This is a genomic window from Streptomyces sp. H39-C1 (assembly GCF_027158125.1).
Lineage (GTDB): Bacteria > Actinomycetota > Actinomycetes > Streptomycetales > Streptomycetaceae > Actinacidiphila > Actinacidiphila fildesensis.
In genome coordinates, this window is the sequence record NZ_JAPVLS010000074.1 from 22,434 (window position 1) to 42,292 (window position 19,859).

Genomic DNA, 19,859 nt, shown 5'->3' on the forward strand with positions numbered 1-19,859 from the left:
CTGGAGTTTCCTCCAGGCACCGGCCGGACAAGTCCGACGAGCCCGCGGGTCGGGTGACTGCGTGGGATTGGCCCGCCCCTCGACCCCGTGCACGGAGTCTGCGCGACGAGCTTGGTGCGCGGGACTAGCCCGCAGTCACCTCACGTGTCCGACTGCACATCATGCTGCGAACCACCTCCCTTCATGTGTGACCGCAACATTAGGAACCGGCCCCGGGACGCACAACCGATTTATCGAAATGCCGTGTGGGCTGAGTCACACCGGGGTTGAATGATTCGACGTGCAGCCATTCGATGCGAAGCCGCTCAGTGATGGCGACGAGCAGCTACTCGCCGCTCTGCTCGACGGTATGGAGGCGGGCCTGTGCGCCTTCGACCGCGACGGTGTCATCACCCACTGGAATTCCGAAGCCGTACGGATCCTCGGCTGGTCGGCGGACGATGCCGTCGGCCGCCGCGGCTTCTCGGGCTGGGCCGCCCGTAGCGCCGACGCGCACGACGTGCAGACGAGGCTGCTCGGCGCCATGGACGCGCCCGGCCGCCAGGTGCACGAGTTCGCGCTGCTGACCAAGGACGGCCACCGGGTGCTCGTCCGCACCCAGTCCGCGGCCGTGCAGGGTCAGGACGGCCGCCCCGCCGGGGTCTACTGCGCCTTCTCCGAGGTGCACGCCCAGATCGACCTGGAACGCTCCATCGCGCTCAGCGAGGCGCTCTTCGACGACGCCTCGTGGGGTGTCGTCCTGATCGACGCGGACCTGCGGCCCGCCGTCGTGAACGCGCACGCCGCCCGCCTGCTGCGCACCGGCCGGGACACCCTGCTCGGCCGGCCGCTCGGCGATCTGCTGGAGCAGGGCCTGGAGGAGCTGGAGACGGCGCTGCAGCACGTGCTCGCGGAGGGCAGCCCGCCGGTCCCGTCCGAGCTGTGGCTGAGCCTGCGCGGCGACGAGAGCGCCAAACGGCACTGCTGGCGCAGCGGGTTCGTGCGCCTCGGGTCGCCGCTCGGCGAGGAACCGGTGCCGCTGGGCGTCGGGTGGCTGTTCCTGGACGTGACGGAGGCCAAACTCGCGGAGCAAGAAGGATCGTTGCTGCGCTTCCGGCACAACCAGCTGCACCGGGCCGGGCGTACGGCGTCCGAGTGCGAGGACCCGGTGGAGGCCGCGACCACCTATCTGGACTTCGCGCTGGCCGGGTTCGCCGACCACGCGTTGGTCGACCTCGCCGGGGACGACGGCCGGCTGGTGCGCGCCGCCTCTACCCCGGAGGGGTCCTCGGGGCCGTGTCTGCCCGTCCCGGTCGGCACGATCCCGGTGGCGTACGGGGCGGCGCACCCCGTGCTGCAGGCCGTGGAGCGGATCGGCACCGTACGCGCCAGCTTCGGCGCCCTCGCCGCGGCCGAGCCCGCCTCGCGGGCCAGGATCGACGAGTGGGCGGCGGCCCGCCGTTGGCCCGAGGGGACGGTCCACGGCCTCTCCACGGTCCTGCGGAGCCGCGGACGCACTCTGGGCGCCGTCACGTTCCTGCGGGGCGCGGGGCGCCGTCTCTTCGACCGTTCCGACGCGGCGTACGCGGAGGACGTGGCGGTGCGGGTGGCCGCGGCGCTGGACCTGGCGCAGCAACTGGGCTGAGGGCCGGGCCGAGAGCTGGGCCGAGAGCTGTGCCGGGGCGGCGCCGCCCCGGACGGCCGAACGGTCCGGCGGCCTGCCGCCTCAGCGGCGGATCGGTGGCGGAGGAAGATCCGCGCTCAGTGGCGGAAGAAGATCCGTGAGCCGTACTCCTCGAAGATGCGGCCATTCCAGTCATGGCCGCCGTCCACGTTCCCCGAGCGCAGCAGCGGCGGCGTGATGCCGCGGGCGGCGAGCTCCGCGACCGCGGTGGCGACGACGGCCTGCATGAGTGCGCTGGTCACCACGGTCGAGGCGGGGGCGAAGGGGGCCGGGACGTCGTCACGGACGATCTCCGCGTCGCCGACGGCGATCTTCGAGTCGAGCACGATGTCGCAGTGGTCCTTGAGGAACGTGCCGGACGCGTGCCGGGGCTTGGTCTCCTTGGCGTAGGCCACGGAGGTGACGCCGATGACCGTCAGGCCGAGGGCGCGGGCGTTCTGCGCCATTTCGACCGGCAGGGCGTTGCGTCCGGACAGCGAGATGACGACGAGGACGTCGCCGGGCTTGGCCGGACTGGTGTCGAGCACGGCGCCCGCGAGGCCGTCGACCCGTTCCAGGGCGCTGCCCAGGGTCGCGGGCATGACGTCGATACCGACGACGCCGGGCACCGCGAGCAGGTTGACCAGGGCGAGGCCGCCCGCGCGGTAGACGACGTCCTGGGCGGCGAGCGAGGAGTGCCCGGCGCCGAAGGCGAAGATCCGGTTGCCGTTGGCGATGGCGTCGGCGATGGCCTTGCCCGCCGCTGTGATACCTGCGGACTCCTCGTCCCGTACCCTCCGGAGAAGGGCGATGGCCGCATCGAAGTATTCGCCGGCCAGATCGTCGCGGGGCTCACTCATGCGGATCACCGTGCGGCCACGCTGCCGTCGCTGTCAAGAATCCCGCGCCGGGGCCGGTTGTCGGTGGGATGCGTCAGAATTGGTGCAGGGCCACGCACTAGCTATTGAGGGGCGCGCATGTCCGGACTCATCGACACGACGGAGATGTATCTCCGCACCATCCTGGAGCTGGAAGAGGAGGGTGTGGTCCCCATGCGCGCCCGAATCGCCGAGCGGCTCGATCAGAGCGGCCCGACGGTCAGCCAAACGGTGGCGCGCATGGAACGTGACGGCCTGGTGCATGTCGCCGGTGACCGTCACCTGGAACTGACCGACGAAGGCCGGCGGACGGCGACGCGCGTGATGCGCAAGCACCGGATCGCCGAATGCCTGCTCGTCGACGTGATCGGCCTAGAGTGGGAGCAGGTGCACGCCGAGGCCTGCCGCTGGGAGCACGTCATGAGCGAGGCGGTGGAGCGCAAGGTGCTGGAGCTGTTGCGGCACCCGACCGAGTCGCCGTACGGGAACCCGATCCCGGGTCTCGAGGAACTGGGCGAGAAGGCCGAGGCGGATCCCTTCCTGGAGGAGGGCATGGTCAGCCTGGCGGAACTGTCGCCGGGCCCGGCCGGCGCCAGCGTCGTGGTGAAGCGGATCGGCGAGCCGATCCAGACCGATGCCCAGCTGATGTACACGCTGCGGCGGGCCGGTGTGCAGCCGGGCGCGGTGGTGAGCGTGACGACCTCCGCGGGCGGGGTCCTCGTGGGCAGTGGCGGCGAGGCCGCCGAGCTGGGTGCCGAGGTCGCGTCGCACGTCTTCGTGGCCAAGCGGTAGGACCCGCGGTTTGTCCTGGTGGGAGGGGGCGGGGGCCCCGGCGCCTGATGGCGCCGGGGCCCTCCTCCCCTTGTCCCTCCCCTGGTGGTGCTCCCCTCGGAGGACCCGGAACCCCGAGCTTCCCGAGTACTCCGCGCGACCGCTTCCCCTTCGTGTCGCGCCCCGCAGGAGATCTCCCCTCGGCTGCGGCGGTCAATCCTTGAGTGATGTCACTCGAAAGAGCGATGTTGTGCGCGTGGCCCGTCTTATCGAATAGAAGTTCGATAACGTAGGCGCCGGAAGACCCGACCAGTTCGTCAGGGGGTGCGGCACATGATCCGACGTATCGAGGTGACCGGAGCGGGCTCCGTCCGGCTCGCCGCCTGGGATTATGCCGCCGAGTCCAAGGAGGACGGCTCCGACGACCGACCCGGGGTCCTGCTGCTGCACGGACTCATGGGCCGGGCCTCGCACTGGGCCGGCACCGCCCGCCGGCTCGCCCCCCGCTACCGCGCCATCGCCCTGGACCAGCGCGGCCACGGGCGCAGCGACAAGCCCGAGGGCCCGTACAGCCGGGAGGCGTACCTCGCCGACGCCGAGGCGGCCGTGGAGCAGCTCGGCCTCGCTCCCGTCACCCTCGTCGGGCACTCCATGGGCGGTCTCACCGCCTGGCAGCTGGCCGCCCGCCGCCCGGACCTGGTGCGGGCCGTCGTCGTCTGCGACATGCGCGCCACCGCCCTCGGGGAGGCCAGCCAGCGCGAGTGGGAGTCCTGGTTCGCCTCCTGGCCACTGCCCTTCGCCAGCCTCGCCGACGTCCGCAGGTGGTTCGGTGAGGACGACCCCTGGGCCGATCCTCCGCGCCCCACCAGGGGCGATTTCTACACCGAGATCATGGAGGAGCGTGGTGACGGCTGGCGGCCCGTCTTCGCCCGCCGCCACATGCTCCGCTCCCGGGCCCCCTGGATCCTGGACGCCCACTGGGAGGAGCTCACCCAGGTCCGCTGCCCCGCCCTCGTCGTCCGCGGTCTGGAGGGCGAACTGGGGCGTGCCGAGGCCCAGGAGATGGTCCGCGTCCTGCCCCGCGGCAGCTACGCCGAGATCCCGGACGCCGGCCACCTCGTCCACTGGGAACAGCCCACCGCCTGGTACGAGACGGTGGAGCGCTTCCTCGAGGAGTCCGCGATACCGCGACAGCGCACCGAAACGAGCTGACAGCAGGTGGTGGGCGTTATGCGCCCTCGGCTGCCTGCTCCTCCGGCGGTGTGAAGCTCACGGTGCGCAGGATCGCGACCGTCATGTCGCTGATCTCGCCCCAGTAGTCCACAGCTGCCGTGTCGAGCGTGAAGACCGCGGTGAACGGACCGGTGGGGAACGGCACATAGACCTGGATCTGGCCGGTGAGCAGCGAGGCGTCCTCGCCGGTCGCGGTCATCTCGCCGCCGATGGTGATCTCCCGCATGGAGACGGCGGAGACGGCGGGACCGCACGGCAGGTCCAGCCAGCGCGCGTCGTTGAGCGGGTCGCGGGTCATGATCTCGCGCAGTCCCAGCGCGGCGACCTCGACCGACGGATGGTCGGACTCGACGGCGGAGACGGTGAACGAGCAGTGCGCGATGCCGCCGTCGTCGATGCCGAACAGGCCCATCGCCGAGAAGGCCAGGCCGCCTTCGGTCATCAGCTCGGCGAGTCCCGCGTAGAAGAGCGCGGCCGGCGTCCACAGGTCGTCGTCGCCGTTGGGGAACAGCTCCCGTACGAAGTCGGCCGCGCCCGCGGCGCGTTCCTCCGGGGTGGCGGCGATCGGGAGGGGGTGGAAGCCGTCGGGGACGACGAACCACATGGGAGGTATGTCCGGTCCGCCGAGGGTGGCCGGGATGGAGGGGGTGAGATCGGAAATGGTCATGGAGTCGTGTCGCTCACAGGTCGCCGGGTCGGGGTGCCGCGGGCGCGCCCGCGTGGTCCATCAGGATCGTGTGGGTTTCGAACAGGCGCTTGCCGAGCTTCGCCGGGACGCGTGCCTCGACCCGGACGATGCCGCTCGGGAGCACGGTGAAGGCCGGGGCCTCGGCGTTCGGCGGGAGTTCGGCCAGGAAACGGGCGACGCGCTCGCGCTGGCCGCCGGTCAGCTGGTCGTCGGTCAGGGTGCGGACCGTGCCGTTCAGGTGCTGGACGACCTTGGCGGCGTTGTCGGCCGAGCCGGCGGACATCCGGACCCAGGATCCGTCCGCGAAGGTGATCAGCAGGTCGGCCTTGGTCTCGGCGTACTCCCGGCGTTCCGCCCGCGCGATGCTTTCGCGCGGCGCCTCCCAGAGCACGTCCGCCGGAGCCGTGACGGACGTGATGCCGAGGACGACCAGCCGGCGGTCGGTCACCACCGCGTCGGTGCGGTAGCCCTTGGCCTGCCGGGACGGGTCGAGCTGCCACGGCAGCGTACGGGCCACGGTGCCGGGCGCCGCCCACATGACGGGGAAGTCCTCGACCTCGTTCTCGGGGTCCTGCGGGTCGCCGCGCAGGGCGACGTCGCCGAAGGGCGAGCCCGGCGCGCCGCCCGCGTTGGAGATGAGGTTGAGCAGCAGCGGGATGCCCAGCCAGGCGGCGCGGCCGGCGCGCCGCGTCGTCTGCTCGCTCTTCGTCCGTACGGTGCACTCCGGTCCCGGCGGCCAGCCGGCGGCCACCAGGTCCGGCTGGATGTCGTGGCGGCCGGTGTCCCGGTACCACCGCGAGCCGGAGACGGGCGGGGCCATCCCGGTCGCGAAGCGCAGTGTGGTGCGGAACAGCGAGGCCTCGCCCGCGTCCGGATACCAGTCCATCGTCTCGCCGTCCTCAGTGCTCGGTGCCCGCCGACCAGGGTGGGGTGGATCGGCGAGCGGTGGATCAGGGTGCGGTGGTTCCGTGGGCGCCGGCCCGGTGGGCGGTGCCTCAGTGGGCGGTGGCCGCCTGGTTGAACCGGTCGCCCGGGTGCAGCGCCTCACCGATGTGCTGCGGGACCGACCATAGCTTCGGTGCGATCTTGATCCCGGCGTCGATACCGCGGCCGAGGCCGGACATCGGGTTGATCGCCCACTTGCCCTTGCTGATGAGATCCAGGCCGCGGGTGCCGAGCCACTGGCCCTTGGCGTAGTTCTGCTCGGCGACCAGGCCGAGCCGGCCCATCATGCCCTCGGCCTTGATCAGTCCGCCGCTCTTGAGGCCCCACAGGCCGATCGTCTTGCCCTTGACGGTGAAGCTGACGGCGCCGGCCACCCGGTCGCCGACACCGACGATGTTGCGGCCGATGGTCGTCACCCCGCGGAAGCCTTCGCCGAGTTCGGCCGCGCGGCCGGCCGCCACGGCGCCGTCGGCGACCTTGACGCCCTTGGAGAACGCCCCGAGGCCGGGGACCGCGCCGAGCGCGTCCAGCCCGATGGACATCCAGCTGACGTCCGCGCCGGCCGCCTTGGCGACGAGGTGCGCCACCAGGGCGAGGGCGCTGGTGGCCACCGCCGCGCCCGCGAAGATCGCGCCGAGCGGCTCGAACGGGGCCGTGATGATGGCGAGCATGCCGAGGATGCCGCTGAGGTCGCCGAGCAGGTCACCGATCAGCTTGATCATGTCGGCGTGGTCCTGGACCCACTTGACCGTGTCGTTCCAGGCGCCCTCGACGCCGCTGACCATGCGGTGGAAGAGGCCCGGCTTGTCGGGCGCCATGTCGCCGGCCTTGTCGAGGTCGTGACTGACGGACTGCGCGGCCCGGGTGAAGCGGTTGTGAAGCTCCTCGGCCCGGTGCCGGACGCCCTGCAGGGCGGTGTCGGCGTCGGTGACGTCCCTGTGCTTCTTCTTGTTCTCGTCGGCGGCCGTGGGGCTGGGGGAGGCGCCGGGCTGGGGGTGCGGGGTCTCGGTGCCGCTCGGGAGCCCGGTGGGGTTGGAGCCCAGCGCCCGCTTGGCGTCGTCGAGGGTGTCCTGCTTGGTCGCGGCCTCGCGCTCCAGCGCGGCGGCCTCGTCCTGGAAGCCGTGCAGTTGCTCGGCCCAGCCGCCGATCGCGGTGGCGGCGCGGCCGAAGGAGTCGTGCGCCTTCTTGATCAACGGGGTGACGTCATGGGATATGTGCTGGCTGAAGGCCTTGGCCGCCTCGCCCTTCCAGTAACCGCACTCGATCTGCTGCAACTCGCTGACGGTCGTCGTCAACTCGGTCGTCAGATCGCCCAGTTGCCGGGACAGCGCCCGGGTCTGCTCGACGTCGCCGGGCGTCGGATCGAACCCGAGGTGGGGGAAACTGCGGGTCACGAGCACGTGCCTTCCGGCTTGAGGGAGTTGGCGAGCTGGAGATCGGCGTCGTCGAAGGTCTTGCCGATCTGGTCGATCATCTGGACCGCGGTGTCGGCGTGCTCGCCGATCTGCTTGACGCCGTACTTCCACTCGTCCGCGAAGTCGTGCACGTCGTCGATGAGCTTGGGCGCCCCGACACCCTCACCGTTGGCGTTGCCCATGGTCCGGCTGACGTTCTCCATGCGCTGCGCGATGGTGGAGAACGTTCTGCGCAGGTCCCCCATCACGGTTCCGTTGATCTGCAGATCACCCATGGTTCATCCCGTTGCATTCGTTGAGCGTTGGTCGGTCCGGACCTCTCGGACGGTCACATCCGTGGTCCTGAAGAACGTGCCGGACGGGAGGTCCTCATCGATTGTTCCGTCCGGGCCGCTCCGGCTGATCTTCCAAATGATGGAGATCTTGCGTGGATACGGTGTCCCGTTCGTCATGCGCCGTTGGGCGACGTCACACGGCTGGGACGTCACTGGTGCGGCTGATGGTTCCCCACCCTACGCACGGGCCCAAAGGTGACGGGCCTACAGGTGAAGGGACCGCATCCGGGGTGCGAAACCCGGCGCAATAGGCTGCCCCGTCGGGGCGACCCGACCATACGTATGCGCACACAGGAGACGGGGGTGGCTGTTGATGCAGCCATTGGAGCCGGAAGACCCGCAGAGCCTAGGGGCCTACCGCCTGTTGGGACGGCTCGGCGCCGGTGGCATGGGGCGGGTCTATCTCGCCCGGTCGCCGGGCGGCCGGACCGTCGCCGTGAAGGTGGTCCGTCCCGAACTGGCCGAGGACGCGCAGTTCCGGGCGCGGTTCCGGCACGAGGTCGAGATCGCGCGGGCGGTCTCCGGGGCCTATACGGCGCCTGTCGTCGACGCCGACACCGAGGGCCGGCTGCCGTGGCTGGCGACCGCGTACGTACTCGGCCCGCCGCTCGACGAGGTGATCGAGCAGCACGGCCCGCTGCCCGAGGCGTCCGTGCGCGCGCTGGGTGCCGGGCTGGCCGAGGCGCTCGTGGTGATCCACGGCGCGGGACTCGTGCACCGGGATCTGAAGCCGTCCAACGTGCTGCTGGCCGCGGACGGGCCACGGGTGATCGACTTCGGTATCGCGCGGGCCGTCGACGGCGACCGGATGACCAGCACGGGCGTGGTCGTCGGCTCGCCCGGGTTCATACCGCCCGAGCAGGCGGTCGGCGAGGTGGCCGGGCCGGCGGGCGATGTCTTCTCGCTGGGCGTGGTGCTGGCGTACGCGGCCACCGGCCAGCAGCCGTTCGGGATCGGGACGGCGGCGTCGCTGCTCTACCAGGTGGTGCACGGCACCCCCAATCTGACCGAAGTGCCCGCTTCGCTGCGGCCGTTGGTGCTGGCCTGTCTGCAGAAGGACCCGGCGCAGCGGCCGACGCCGCAGCAGATCAGCGAGGCGCTGGCTCCGGAAGGGGCCGCCTCCGTACTGCACAACTGGCTGCCGGGCCCGGTCTCCTCGACCATCGCCCAGCACGCCTCGCGGATCCTCGACCTGGACACCCCCGCCCACGGGACGGGCGCGGCCACCGTGCCGCAGCCCCCGATGCCCGGCGAGGCGCCCACGCCCCGGACCCCGACCACCCTCGACCGGACAGCGCTGGAACCCGCCGCCGCTTCCGGCGCGCGCTCCCGGCGTGGGTTCCTCGCGCTCGGCGCCGGCATCGCGGTCGCGGCCGCGGGCGGCGGGGCCGTGTGGGCGTACAGCGGGAAGGGCGGTAAGGACCCGGTGGTCGATCCGACCGGCCTGGTGACGAACAGCAAGGGGCCCACGCCGGATCCGGTGTTCACCACCCCGGCGAACGGCATGAGCCCGAAGGCGCTGTGGCGCAAGCAGGCCCTATCGCTGAGCCTGCAATACGGCGTCCCGGCCATGGCGTACGGCAATCTGATGATCATCTGTGGCAACCCGCTGATCGCGCACGACATCAGCACTGGTGAGCTGAAGTGGTCCACCCCGGAGGTCGCGGACCTTTCGCGTGAACTGGTGATCGGCCACGATCTGCTGTTCTTCAGAAGCCCTGAGGCAAACGGTGACTTCGTCGGCATCAGCCCGGTGACCGGCAAGGAGGTCTGGCGCAGCAACCTGGGCGGACGGCTCACCGACCCGAAGCCGATCGCCGCCGACGACAAGCACGTGTATCTCATCGCCACCATCCAGGATCCCAACGCCACCGAGACCAGCAAGACCCGGACGGTGGTGGCCGCCGTCGACATCGGCACCCGCAAGATGCTGTGGCAGCAGGAACGTGACCCGGGCGCCGGTGACTGGGACGTCTCGGCGACGACCGACGGCAGCTATCTCGTCTACGCCGACAACAACTACAACGTGACGGTTCGCGAGGTGGCGCACGGCAACCAGGTGTGGACGAAGAAGGTGGGCGAGGACGCCGCCTATCGGCCGGTCCTGCACGGTGACAAGGTCGTCATCGGCGGCAAGTCCATGCGCGGCTACGACCTGAAGAGCGGCGCCGAGCGCTGGTCGGTACCCGCACAGCACAAGAACGGCTTCAGCTCCCCGCTCTCCTCCGCCGACGGTGTGGTGTATGGCGCCGTGGTGCTCAAGGGCGTCTGGGCGGTCGACGCGAAGAGCGGGAACGTGCTTTGGCAGCGCGAACTCACCGACGGGACCGGGCCGTTGCAGTTCGTACGGGCCGGGGACTCCGTCTACGGGGTGTCGTACTTTCAGGAGGGAGGAATCTTCGCCTTCGACGCCAAGAGCGGTGCCCCGCGCTGGATCTACCGGAACAGCGCCAACGACGGCCTCTCCGAGGACAAGGGTGGCGCCGGCGTCTGGACCCTCACCGCCGCGGGCAAGCGCCTGCTGGTGGTCCACGGGGACCTGCTCTACGCGCTTCCCGCCGTCTGACGGGCTTGTCCCTGGGCGCATGGGCTCGTCCCACCACAGGCGTGATTCGCCTGTGGTGGGACGGCCTGGCCTCGAGGCCGTCAGGCGAGCGGCACCGTCACCGTGCGCGGTTCGCCGTCGCCCAGGTGCAGGAGGGCGCGGCCGGGGGTGACCTGGCCGCCGGCGCTGCTGCGGGCGAGGCGGACGCCGATCAGCTCGCCGCTCATCGTCTGCTGCGGTGACAGCAGCGCGCCGCGGCGGGCCTTCTTCGCGTCGACCTGCCAACCGGAGAAGCCGGAGCAGATGTCCTCCTCGCTGCCGGCCAGCACGAGCGCCCGGCGCAGGTCCGTGCCGCGCGCGATGATGTCGCGCAGGACGTCCTTGGCGTCGATGTCGCGCAGCAGCTCGGCATCGTCGAGGAGGACGACTGCCGGGCTCTCGCCCGCCGCTTCCAGCGCCTTGGTCAGATCCTCGGCGGACAGATCGCTCTCGGTGAAGACGCCCAGCACTCCTTCGGTGCCCGCGAGGTCGCGCAGCGGCGACGGCCGCGGTGCGACGACGATGATGCGGGCGCCCTGCTTGAGGTAGCTGCGGGCGAGCGACAACAGGACGGTGCTGCGGCCGGACTTGCCGGGGCCGCCGATGACGAACGCCGGCAGGCCGTCGGACAGGTCGGGGCCGTAGCCCATGATCTCGTCGCCGCCGACGCCGACCAGTCCCCACAGGGGGGAGCGGGCGGCATCGGTGTCGCGCATCTCCCACGCGTCGGCGAACGACAGCCGCGACGGGAGCACGTCGACCTTGAACGGCCGCCGCGAGCGCGGCACATCGGCGTCCCGCTCCAGGACAGCCGCCCCGATGGCGGTGATCGCGGCAGCCTGGCCCTGCCCCGACGCGTCCGGGTCGAGCAGCGCGACCTGCGTCTCGATGCCGGACTCGGCGCGGTAGGCGCGGCCGGGGGCTATCTCGTCCGGGACCTTGCGGGGGTTGACGCTGATGAGGGAGAAGTCGGAGCGGTCCGAGAGCCGGAACGCCATCTTGTCCTCGGTGAGGGTGGCGATCCGGCCCGCCATCAGCGTCCGGTCGCCGGTGATGATCACGTGGATGCCGACGCTCGCGCCCTCGCGGAGCATCGTGAACAGGTCGTCGGTCAGCGCCCCGTGGTCGAGTTCACCGAGCGAGGGCAGCCAGCCCTCCCAGCGGTCGAGCAGGACGACGATGTGCGCGAGCTGGTCCTCCTCGGGGACGCCGCCGCGCTGCTCGCCGATGTCCGCGTAGCCGTCGGCGGCCAGCACCTCCTGGCGGCGGGTCATCTCGGCCTTGAGGCGGCCGATCAGCCGGATCGCGCGCTCGGTCTGCGCACGGCCGACGACCGCGCCGCAGTGCGGCAGCCGGGACAGCGCGTTGAGCGCGCCGTTCCCGCAGTCGATGCCGTAGATGTGCACGTCCCGGACGCTGTGCGTACGGGCCAGCGAGCCGGCGATGGTGCGCAGCAGCTGGGAGCGTCCGGAGCGCGGGGCACCGGCGACCAGCAGATGGCCGAAGGTGCTGAAGTCCACGGCGACCGGGCGCCTGGCCTGCAGCGCCGGGAGGTCCTCGATGCCGTACGGCGCGGGCGGAAGCGCGCCCGTCGTGACGGGTACCGGCAGGTCGTCGAGGAGGAGGGTGTCGGGGAGCGCGGGCAGCCACGGGCTGTGCTGGGGCGGGATGCCGAGCCGTTCGTTGGCTTCGCAGACCGCCTCGACCAGCACCTTCAGGTCGGTGATCTCGTCCTCCTCGCCCTTGGCGCCGGCGGGGCGCCGCGGTACGGGTCGGCCGAGCTGCGACCACTCGACCAGGCCCACCCAGGGGGACGCGACCGTCGGATCCACGGCGCCGGGGCGCCGGCCGCCGACGCGTCCGGACTGGAACGGCACGAGCGAGGTCGCGCCGAGCCGGACGTAGGCCCGGCCAGGTGTGGACTTGGAGATGGTGCCGGCGTCGGGGGCGTCGATGACGTCGGACGATTCGCTGGCGTCGGTGACGCGCAGCGCGATGCGGAGGTTGGTGTTGGCGCGGATCTCGGGGGAGACGACGCCGGAGGGGCGCTGGGTGGCGAGGATGAGGTGAATGCCGAGCGAACGGCCTCGCTGGGCGATGTTGACCAGACCGGTGACGAAGTCGGGCAGCTCACGGACCATCGAGGCGAACTCGTCGATGACGATGAGGAGCCGCGGCATCGGCTTGAGGCCGGGCTGCCGCTTCATCAGGTCCGTGTAGTCCTCGATGTCCTTGGCCCCGGCCGCGGCCAGGATGTGCTCGCGGCGCTTGAGTTCGGCGCCGAGCGACTCCAGGGCGCGCTCCACGAGGTGCGCGTCGAGGTCGGTCACCATGCCGACGGTGTGCGGGAGTTGCACACAGTCCTTGAACGCCGAGCCGCCCTTGTAGTCGATGAGGACGAACGTCATCGCTTCCGGGGTGTTCGCGACGGCGAGCGACGCGACGATGGTCTGCAGCAGCTCCGACTTGCCGGAACCGGTGGTGCCGGCGATGAGTCCGTGCGGCCCGTCCTTGCGGATGTCGATCGCGAACGGCCCGTCGTAGGACTCCCCGACCACCGCCTGGGTCGAGATGGGGCTGAGCCGCCAGCGCGCGGCGATCGCGTCACCGGTCGGCGGCTCCAGCTCCAGTACGTCCAGCAGGCGGCTGGAGCCGGGGATCGCCGAGTCCTCCGCGTCACCGCTGATGTCGCGGATGGGGGAGAGGCAGCGGGCGAGCCGCGCGCACCAGGCGGGCGACACCAGGTCGGGGCGGACCTTGCGGAGCCGGGCGGCTCCGCTCTGGTCCACGCGCAGCCGGAACGAGCCGGCGGCCGGCTCCACGGCGGTGGCCGTGGACGCCTGGCTGCCTTCGTACCAGGCGTTGAGCGACGGGAAGCCGCCCTGCTGGGCCGCCGGTTGCCCGACGGGCGCCTGTCCCTGGGCCGGGATCCGGTTCTGGTTCGGGGCCTGGTTGGGGGACGGGTTCTGGGCGGGCGTCTCGAACTCCGCGATCACCACCGCCTGGCATTCGCCCGGCAGGAAGCGCTCCTCCGAGTCCAGGCACAGCGCGTACATGCCGACTGCCGGACCCTCCCGCAGCAGCGCCACGACGCCCGGCAGCGACCGCAGGCGCCGCGAGCCGTCGAAGACCACCACGATGTCCGGGTCCTTGAAGAACGCGGCATGGTTGGAGGCGCTGCCCGCCTTCTGCTTGGCCTTCTGGCGGCCGTCGAGTATCGACGTCAGCTCGGCGATCCGGGCCGCCACCGTTTCGGCGTCCGTGCCGAGCAGCGCGCTCGCGTCCTGCCCGTCGGTCGGCCGCGAATGCGGCAGCCAGCGCACCCAGTCCCAGCTCTCCTGTCCCGACGCGTCGGTCAGTACATAGAACTGCACGTCCATCGGGCTGTGCAGGGCCGCGGCCTGTGCCACCGCCCACCGGCCCATCGCCCGCACGCTGTCGCCGGGCGCGGCGAAACCGACCACGCCGAGCCGGCGCAGCTCCACCGCGACCGGTGCGTCATCGATCTCCCAGGCGACCTGCCTGCGGTGTTCGTCCTGTTCGGGGTCGTCCAGCACGACCTCCGACGGGAGCTTCGCGGTGCCGACGCGCAGCAACAGGTGGTCGGTGTCGCTGCGGCGGCGTTCCCAGAGCCGGGTGCGCGGCCCGGTCGCGGTGTTGAGCACCGTGGCCGGGTCGGGGGACGCGGCGGCCCGGTCCTGCCGCTCGGCCTGGAGGGCTTCCTGCGCGTCCGTCTCGATGCGCTCCTTGTGGGCGCGGTACTCCGTGACGGTCTTCGTGTGCGACTTGCGGCCGTTCTTCTTGTCCATGAAGTAGTTGCCGATCATCACCATCGGACTGACGACCGCCATGAGCAGGTACATCATCCGGTGCATCATGAACGCCATCGTCACGGACATGACCAGCGGCATCAGCGCCATCAGCCACGGCAGCGGCCGGGCGTTGATGTCCCCGGGGGGCGACGGCAGCCGGAAGAGCGTGGTGCGCTCGGGCGGCAGCATGCGCGGCGGCCGGTTGTAGTCGAGGGTGCTGCCGTCGTCGCCCGGGTGCAGGGCGGCGTTCGGCGGGATGTAGGGGCCCAGTTCCAGCAGCGAGTTGCCGAGCGCGATCTGCTCGCCGAGCGGCCAGTCGCGGGTGGCGCCGTCGATCGTGACCTGGCACGTGCCGCCCATCCCGACGGAGAGCACGGCCGCGCGCTCCGCCAGTTCCGAGTCCTCGATCCGGATCCGGACCGATGTGCCGCGCCCGATCTCCACCCGGCCGATGCCCAGCCGGTGCACCGCCCCCGCGTCCGGCCCGCCCGCCACCCGCAGTTCGACCACGCCGGCCGGCTCGCCCGGCAGACAGCCCGCCGGGTCGTAGAGGCTCACGACCGCGCCCTCGCGCAGCGGGGACTCCGCCACGGTCCGCGCCGGATCCACGGCGTACCCGTCGATGTACAACGCGGGCGATCCCGGCTGCCGGGCCGTTCCGCCGCTGATCGAGATGATCGCCGCGCCGTCCCCGCCGACCTGTCGGTCCAGCTCCCGCGCGATGTCGGCCACGGTCGACGCCGCGTCGGCGTCCAGCACGACATCCGCCCGGTTGCCGCCGAGCGGATCCACCACGGTCAGTGTCAGTCGCACGATCGTCCTCCGGGGGGTCCGACTAGGTCATACGGACGATATCCGCCCCACGAGTCCCAGGAACAGCCGCGCCGGGGATGCGAGGGCGCTGCGCCGCTGGTACGGAGGTCGGACGGCCGGTTCGCAGAAAGTTATCCACAGGCGGAATCGGGGGAGGAAAGGGACGAGTCATCATCGGTACATGACCACGAACCGAGTCTCTCCGCGTACCCGTCCCCGTACCGCCCGCACCGCTCGCAGCTCTCCCCGCGATGGCCACGCCCTCGCCCACCTCCGCCAGGACGGCGTCGCGACCGTCCGCCAACTGCGAGCCCTCGGTGTGGGAAGCGGAGCCCTCGCCCACCGCTGCCGCCCCGGCGGCCCCTGGCAGCGGCTGCTTCCGCGCACCTATCTCTTCCACAACGGCCCCCCGACCGCACGACAACGGACCAGAGCGGCGCTCCTGTACGCGGGCGACGGCGCGATGCTCACCGGGCCCGAGGCGTTACGGCTCTTCGGGCTGCGCTACGTACCGCCCCTGCCGGGAACGCATGTGCTCGTCCCCTGCAATCGGTACCCCGGCAGCCGGGACTTCGTCACCGTCCTGCGCTCCCGCCACGTACCGAGACCCCGCAACGTCGCCGGCTTCCCCACCGCGCCGCTGCCGCGGGCGCTGGTGGACACCACCCGGCTCGGAGCCGACCTCCAGCAGGTCCGGGCGGCCTGCGCCGAGGCCGTCCAGCGCGGCCGCTGCTCCGTCGAAGCGCTCACCGAGGAGATCCTCGGCACCTCGGCCCGCGGCATCGCCCCGATCCGCGCCGTCATACAGGAGCTGCTCGCCGGAGTCCGCTCCGTCTCCGAGGCCCAGGCCCGCGAAGTGCTGCGCACCGGCGGCCTGCCGGAACCGCTCTGGAACGCCACCCTGCTCCTCGCCGACGGCACGTTCCTCGCCACCCCCGACGGCTACTGGCCGGACACCGGCGTGGTCCTGGAGATCGACTCCCGCGAGTACCACCTCAGCCCGGCGGACTGGCACCGCACCATGAACCGCCGCAACCACCTGGCATCCCACGGCCTCCACCCCCTGGCCTTCACCCCGGCCCAACTCCGCCACACCCCGACCGACGTGATCCGCCACGTCGCCCAGGCACTGACCACGTACGCGGGCTGTGCGCCGACGCATATCCGGGCGGTGCCGATCGGTTAGGCGCGGGCGTCATGTGTGCCGGGCGCGCGGCCCGCCTACGGCTGGCACTGGGCCGCCCCTCTCTGGGACAGGACCTTGATGGTTTGCCAGATGCCCTGCTTGTTCTTCTTGAGCAGGGTGTTGTAGACGACGTACGAGTTCTTCGTGACCGGTGTCACGTCGGCCTTTCCGGTCGCCCGGTCCTTGTTGAAGCCCTTGCTCTCGTCGCCGCAATACACCAGCGACGCATTGCCGTCCGACCGGAAGGTGACCTTGCGGTCGTAGTACCGGACGGTCCCCGTGATGCTGAGGCCGTGGTCCGCGAAACGCTTGATCCACTCACTCTCGGCGGCGGCGGCTTCGCCCTCGTAGTAGAAACCGACAGCCGGAGCACTGGGCTTGCCGGCCACGATCGCCGCGTCCACCCCCCTGATCGCCTCCGCGTTGTCGGCCAGGACCGCGTCCTTCTTGGGATCGCCGGTCCTGGCTCCTTCGAAGACGTCCTTGACGTCGCTCGGAAGCGTGATCACTGGGCGTTGGACCGCGGAGGGGGTCGGCGAGACGCTCGCCGATGCCGTGGTCCGGGCGGCGGTACTGGGGGCGGCCGTGGCCTTGTCGGAGGCCTTGGTGTCGCCGCCGCAGGCGGTCAGAGTCAGAACCAGAGCCGTGGCCAGGGTGAGGGCGGTGGTCATGGGCAGTGTGGTGCGGGTAACGATCGGATCCCCCGAAAGACGCGTGGACAGGAGGTTGTTGTTGGTGCTCGGCAGTTCGGCGGTCAAGCCGTCCTTCGCGGGTCATGGCCGACGACGAGAGGCGTCGGCCATGACCGGCTGGACTACGAGGTCGGCTTGACGACGGCCTCGATCTCCTGGACGGCGACGGCCTGTTCGGACGTCGAGTAGCCGTCGTTCATGCGCTCGCCCACACCGGGCTGAGGCGTGGCGGTCGGGGTCCAGGTGACGTTCCAGGTGATCTGGGCCTTGAAGGTGTATGGAGCGCCGCCGGTGGTTGCCTTGCGGTACGTGATGTTGCAGGCCGCACTCGAGCTGTCGACCTGGTACGTGGCGCCGGACGGAGTGAAGCTGTAGTTGCACGACTGCGGGTCGGCGTTGGACGTGCCCGCGTCGATGTGCAGCGCTGAGGGGACGGCGACCACGGTGGCGGCGAGGTTCAGCGCCTTCAACTGGGCGGTGGCCCATACGGGATTAATAGGGTGGTCGAACTTCACGTACGTGGCGAGGTTGACCTTCTGATTCCCTGCGGCCGGACTCAGCGTCACCTGGCGGGAGGACAATTTGGTCGCGCCGTAGGCGACGTCGGAGAGCATCTTGGCGGTGATGACAGGTCCGGGCGGGGGAGGCGTGCCGGGGCCCGTCCACTGCCAGGAAGTCGTCGAACTGCACGGAGCTGCCGAACCGGGCGGGAGGTTCTCGTTCCGCACGAGGACCAACCACGAACCCTTGTCGCCCTTGTGGTAGTGGATGGCCTCCATTTTCGACCGTATTTGGTAGTAGTAGTCATAGACTGTTCCCGAATGGTCGGCTCCGGCCTTGTAGTACTTGGCCAACAGCAGCGCATCGAATTCCTCGGGCGTGAACGGCTCGTACCAGCAAGGGGGAGGCGTCCAGGTGGCGTCCGAGGAAGTGATCGGCTTGGAGCCGGTTTCCTCCGGGCTGGTGGTGGTCTCGACCCGGGACGCGATTTCACCGTCCTTGTTCAGCACAGTGGTCGAGCTCTGCGGAGGCTTCGGATGAATCGTGCGCCCGGCGTAGGCCGGACCCGTGGCGGCGCTCAGGGCGGCGACTGCGACCGCTGACGCCAGCGCACCCCGACCGAGGCGACGGATCAAGAGCTTTGGCATTCCTTCGCGCCTTCCTTCACGTCGTAGCTGAACACCTGCCAGTCGCCCGTGGTGCCCTTGGCGAGGACCAACGACCAGAGGGAGTAGTCCTGCGGGGACGGCGCGTTCTTCTTGACCTTGCCCGTCTTCCGGTCCTTGTCGTACCCGTTGCGCTGGTCCTCGCAGTAAGTGGCTGTGGCGGAGCTGGCGTTGGTGACGTTCGCCGTCGGCTTGTAGTAGCGGTACGAGCCGGTGATGACGTTTCCGTCCTTGCCGTACTTGATGATCGTGTCAGCGAACTCCGCGCCATGGAGCCCCGTGAAGTACCGCTTGAAGTTCGGGGTCTCCTTGTCGCTGGCCATCGCCTCCGCCTCAAGGATCGCGGTGATCGCGTACGAGGTGTCCCGCAGCACCGCCTTCTTCGTGGCGTCCGTGCTCTCGAAGCCGTCGATCTTGACCTTGACGTCGGCCGGCAGCTTGAAGGTCGGTGCGCCCGGCTCCGGCGCGGAGGCGCTCGGGGTGGTTGGGGCCGTTGTTGGGGCGGTGGTCGGGACGCCGGAGATTTTGTCGGAGGGTTTGGCGTCGCTGCCGCAGGCGGTCAGGGCCAGGGCCAGGGCCGTGGCCGTGGCGAGAGCGGCGGCGATGGGCGGCGTGCTGCGGGTCACGATGGGGTCCCCCGTGTGATGCGCGGACAGAGCGTTGAGGCTCGACGCTACCGGTGATGTCCGAGCGGTTATAGGGACCCTGCCCGTTCTGTGACCGGGTCCGCACGGCGGGGTCACATTCCTGGGCGGAAGTCGTCCACCATTGAATGATCACGGACGGTTCCGTTGCGCTTCCGTGAGTCTCCCGTCACACGATGCGCCTTGAGGGTGTTTATGCGGCGCTGATAGCGTGCGGTGACTTGACACCGGCCTGCGGGCTGTCGCCATCCGGAGCGCGACGACCTCTCCCCACGCAGCCAGGAGTCCAAGCACGCCAGCTCGACGGGGGCATTGACGTGAAGATCAGGGAACGTTCCGCTGCAGGTGGCAGTGGTGGTAGGCCGTCTGTGCCCGGGCCGATGATGGGTGGGCCGACGGGTGAGCGGCTGCCGGTCGCGCCGCGGGAACGGAAGCCCGCGCTGGCCGCGCTCGCCGTACTGCTCATCCTCGTTGGGGCGCTGGGTGCGACGGTGCTGGTCATGCGTGCCGGGGACCGGATTTCGGCGATCGAGATCACGGAAGCCGTGCCGGCGGGAGAGGTCATTCCGGCTTCGGCGATCCGCGAAGTAATGGTCGCCGCTGGTTCGGATATTAAGTACGTACCGTGGAGCGATAAGGGCTTGCTGGCCAAGTACTGGGCCGCTACCGACCTCGTCAAGGGGTCCGTTCTTGTCGGGGCGATGCTCAGCAGTGAGGACAATCAGCTCAAGGCGGGCAAAGCGATCATCGGACTCTCCCTCAAGGGCGGGCAGTTCCCCGAGGGACTGAAGGTCGGCGACACGGTCGCCGTCTACCGCGTGGGCAACGACGCGGCGAAGTCCACTGCCGGCAACTCCGGCAACTCCGGCGGCGGGAACACGCTGCTCAGCAACAACGCCAAGGTCAAGTCCGCACCGACGAGCGGAGGCGACGCGCTCGGCAGTAGCGGCACCGCGTACTCGATCGTCGTCGACCAGAGCGACGCCGGCCCGCTGACGCTGGCCGCGTCCGCCGGTGAGGTCTCGCTGGTGCTCGTTCCCGCCAGCAAGGGCTGA

The 19,859-nt window shown here is 70.6% G+C and carries 15 protein-coding genes; 6 read left to right on the plus strand and 9 right to left on the minus strand.

Going from position 1 to position 19,859, the window contains the following annotated elements:
- Positions 1-280: 280 nt before the first annotated feature.
- Positions 281-1,624, plus strand: coding sequence for a PAS domain-containing protein (locus O3W51_RS35540; protein WP_269288361.1), 1,344 nt, complete (start codon positions 281-283; stop codon positions 1,622-1,624).
- Between the two features lie 116 nt (positions 1,625-1,740).
- On the opposite strand, the gene O3W51_RS35545 is transcribed toward O3W51_RS35540, so the two are convergent.
- Positions 1,741-2,502, minus strand: a complete 762-nt coding sequence (locus O3W51_RS35545) for an SIS domain-containing protein (RefSeq protein WP_138353511.1) — start codon at positions 2,500-2,502, stop codon at positions 1,741-1,743.
- 117 nt (positions 2,503-2,619) lie between these two features.
- Here O3W51_RS35545 and O3W51_RS35550 point away from each other — a divergent pair, with 117 nt between their 5' ends.
- Both O3W51_RS35550 and O3W51_RS35555 read left to right on the plus strand, forming a co-directional pair.
- Positions 2,620-3,312 carry a metal-dependent transcriptional regulator gene (locus O3W51_RS35550; RefSeq protein WP_138353512.1) on the plus strand — a complete coding sequence of 231 codons (693 nt, stop codon included), beginning with the start codon at positions 2,620-2,622 and terminating at the stop codon, positions 3,310-3,312.
- A gap of 312 nt (positions 3,313-3,624) precedes the next feature.
- Entirely contained in the window at positions 3,625-4,503 is an 879-nt protein-coding gene (locus tag O3W51_RS35555; protein WP_138353513.1) for an alpha/beta fold hydrolase, read from the plus strand.
- Positions 4,504-4,519: 16 nt separating this feature from the next.
- Here the strand turns inward: O3W51_RS35555 and O3W51_RS35560 are convergent, their stop codons facing one another.
- From O3W51_RS35560 to O3W51_RS35575, 4 genes are all read right to left on the minus strand, one after another.
- Positions 4,520-5,191, minus strand: a complete 672-nt coding sequence (locus O3W51_RS35560) for a hypothetical protein (protein ID WP_138353514.1) — start codon at positions 5,189-5,191, stop codon at positions 4,520-4,522.
- A gap of 13 nt (positions 5,192-5,204) precedes the next feature.
- On the minus strand, positions 5,205-6,098 hold the full coding sequence (locus tag O3W51_RS35565) for a hypothetical protein (protein ID WP_198357802.1): 894 nt from the start codon (positions 6,096-6,098) through the stop codon (positions 5,205-5,207).
- 109 nt (positions 6,099-6,207) lie between these two features.
- The gene (locus O3W51_RS35570) at positions 6,208-7,551 is read right to left on the minus strand and encodes a putative T7SS-secreted protein (protein WP_269288363.1); all 1,344 of its coding nucleotides are present in this window, start codon (positions 7,549-7,551) and stop codon (positions 6,208-6,210) included.
- Positions 7,548-7,847: a hypothetical protein gene (locus O3W51_RS35575; RefSeq protein WP_187144916.1), complete on the minus strand. Its 300-nt coding sequence runs from the start codon at positions 7,845-7,847 to the stop codon at positions 7,548-7,550. Before O3W51_RS35575 ends, O3W51_RS35570 begins: the two co-directional genes overlap by 4 nt.
- A gap of 373 nt (positions 7,848-8,220) precedes the next feature.
- On the opposite strand from O3W51_RS35575, the gene O3W51_RS35580 reads away from it, so the two are divergent.
- Positions 8,221-10,473 carry a serine/threonine-protein kinase gene (locus O3W51_RS35580; protein WP_269288365.1) on the plus strand — a complete coding sequence of 751 codons (2,253 nt, stop codon included), beginning with the start codon at positions 8,221-8,223 and terminating at the stop codon, positions 10,471-10,473.
- Positions 10,474-10,553: 80 nt separating this feature from the next.
- On the opposite strand, the gene O3W51_RS35585 is transcribed toward O3W51_RS35580, so the two are convergent.
- Positions 10,554-15,116 (minus strand): FtsK/SpoIIIE domain-containing protein, encoded by a 4,563-nt coding sequence (locus O3W51_RS35585; RefSeq protein WP_198357799.1) that lies wholly within the window; start codon positions 15,114-15,116, stop codon positions 10,554-10,556.
- 181 nt (positions 15,117-15,297) lie between these two features.
- On the opposite strand from O3W51_RS35585, the gene O3W51_RS35590 reads away from it, so the two are divergent.
- Entirely contained in the window at positions 15,298-16,302 is a 1,005-nt protein-coding gene (locus O3W51_RS35590) for a hypothetical protein (RefSeq protein WP_198357798.1), read from the plus strand.
- 35 nt (positions 16,303-16,337) lie between these two features.
- Here the strand turns inward: O3W51_RS35590 and O3W51_RS35595 are convergent, their stop codons facing one another.
- The 3 genes from O3W51_RS35595 to O3W51_RS35605 are packed head-to-tail and all read right to left on the minus strand — an operon-like array spanning position 16,338 to position 18,786.
- On the minus strand, positions 16,338-17,060 hold the full coding sequence (locus tag O3W51_RS35595; protein ID WP_244809222.1) for a hypothetical protein: 723 nt from the start codon (positions 17,058-17,060) through the stop codon (positions 16,338-16,340).
- A gap of 56 nt (positions 17,061-17,116) precedes the next feature.
- Positions 17,117-18,142 carry a hypothetical protein gene (locus O3W51_RS35600; protein WP_138353520.1) on the minus strand — a complete coding sequence of 342 codons (1,026 nt, stop codon included), beginning with the start codon at positions 18,140-18,142 and terminating at the stop codon, positions 17,117-17,119.
- Positions 18,127-18,786 carry a hypothetical protein gene (locus O3W51_RS35605; RefSeq protein ID WP_164295980.1) on the minus strand — a complete coding sequence of 220 codons (660 nt, stop codon included), beginning with the start codon at positions 18,784-18,786 and terminating at the stop codon, positions 18,127-18,129. The genes O3W51_RS35600 and O3W51_RS35605 overlap by 16 nt, the downstream gene beginning before the upstream one ends.
- Before the next feature lie 398 nt (positions 18,787-19,184).
- On the opposite strand from O3W51_RS35605, the gene O3W51_RS35610 reads away from it, so the two are divergent.
- A complete protein-coding gene (locus O3W51_RS35610; protein WP_232485321.1) occupies positions 19,185-19,859 on the plus strand; it encodes a hypothetical protein in 675 nt (224 codons plus the stop codon).